This window comes from Bergeriella denitrificans NBRC 102155, assembly GCF_001592185.1.
Lineage (GTDB): Bacteria > Pseudomonadota > Gammaproteobacteria > Burkholderiales > Neisseriaceae > Neisseria > Neisseria denitrificans.
Genome location: NZ_BCWL01000312.1, coordinates 1 through 1,551, shown reverse-complemented (window position 1 = coordinate 1,551; position 1,551 = coordinate 1). Strand labels below are relative to the sequence as shown.

Annotated in this window: 2 protein-coding genes and 1 tRNA gene; all 3 read right to left on the bottom strand. The window is 54.1% G+C overall.

Going from position 1 to position 1,551, the window contains the following annotated elements; genetic code table 11:
- Positions 1–140: 140 nt before the first annotated feature.
- Positions 141–226, bottom strand: a tRNA-Leu gene (locus BDE01S_RS10485).
- 21 nt (positions 227–247) lie between these two features.
- Positions 248–607, bottom strand: a complete 360-nt coding sequence (gene secG, locus BDE01S_RS10480) for a preprotein translocase subunit SecG (protein ID WP_066081301.1) — start codon at positions 605–607, stop codon at positions 248–250.
- Between the two features lie 6 nt (positions 608–613).
- Positions 614–1,387, bottom strand: coding sequence for a triose-phosphate isomerase (tpiA, locus tag BDE01S_RS10475; protein ID WP_066081298.1), 774 nt, complete (start codon positions 1,385–1,387; stop codon positions 614–616).
- Positions 1,388–1,551: the final 164 nt, after the last annotated feature.

Below are 1,551 nucleotides of genomic sequence, written 5' to 3'. Positions count from 1 at the left end.
GGGGTTTGGGGTAGCAACCCCGCCTTACATGTTCAGGCTTTTAGAAATGTAGCGTCGTCAACATTTCTAAACAACAGAAATCCTTATGACTGCTATTCGGACGTAAAAAAAACCTGCTTTTCAGCAGGTTTTTTTCAATATGGTGCCGACAATGAGACTCGAACTCATACAGCCTGTGGCCACTACCCCCTCAAGATAGCGTGTCTACCAATTCCACCATGTCGGCAATTTGAAACTTTAGGTTGTGTTACTGTTGCGCTGAGGATGCGGGTGCAACAGGTGCGGTATTTGTGTTGGCGGGTACGCTTTGGCTCGCGGGTACGCTTTGCTGCACGTTGCTGAAGTCTAATCCGTGCCGTGTGGTGTTGGAGTGGATATAGACCATGGCCATGCAGGTGGCGAAAAATATGGTGGCGGCGATGGCGGTGGAGCGGCTCAGGAAGTTGGCGTTGCCGCCGGAGCCGAATACGCCTTGCGCGCTGCCGCTGCCCGATCCGAAAGTGGCGCCTGCGTCTGCGCCTTTGCCGTGCTGGAGCAGTACCAGTACGATGACGGCCAGGGCGGACATGATGTTAAAAATCCAAATAATGGTTTTAAAGGCTTCCATAACTTTCTAAGCGGCCTGTGCGGCATCAATAATGGCGGTAAATGAGTCGTAGGAAAGTGACGCGCCGCCGACTAATGCGCCATCCACATGGGGAACGGCAAAGATATCTGCTGCGTTTTCTGCTTTCACACTTCCGCCGTAAAGAATGCGGATTTTAACATCGCTTCCGCACAATGACAAGATGTGTTTGTAGATAAATGCGTGCATGTCGGCAATTTGTTCTACGGTGGCGACTTTGCCGGTGCCGATGGCCCATACAGGCTCGTAGGCGACGGCGATTTCTTTGGTGTCGAGACCTTGCAGGATGCTGAGTTGGTGGGCGATGACGTCTTGCTCCTGCCCTGCTTCGCGCTCTTCGAGGCTTTCGCCGACGCACAATAGGGGAATGAGGCCGACTTTGAGCACGTTTTCCATTTTAAGGCGTTGGATTTCGTTTTTTTCGCCAAAATAAAGGCTGCGCTCGGAGTGGCCGATGAGTACGATGTCGGTGCCGATGTCGGCCAGCATTTCGGCGGACACTTCGCCTGTGTAGGCGCCGTTGTCAGGGAAGCGGCTGACGTCTTGGGCGCAGGTGAGAATGCGGTTGTTGAGTACAATCTGCATGGCGTTGTGCAGCTGGAGCAGGTATACGGTGGGGGCGGCCAGGCCGATGAGTACGCGCTCGGCGGAGGGCATGACGCGGAAACGGTGCATGAGGGCGTTGTTATTTTGCAGGCGGCCGTTCATTTTCCAGTTGCCGATGACCCATTTTTGATCCCACATGCTGATATCGTGATACATCTTTTGTTTGCTCCATGCTTGGGGTAATTACGGTTGATGCGCCGGCCGGTTTGGCTTTGCGCCCGAGGCCGTCTGAAAAACCGGCACTTGTGCGCCTGCCTGCTCGGGGCGTTTTCAGACGGCTTTCCGGCCTTGATGCCGCACTATAGTCGGTGCGTCAATTT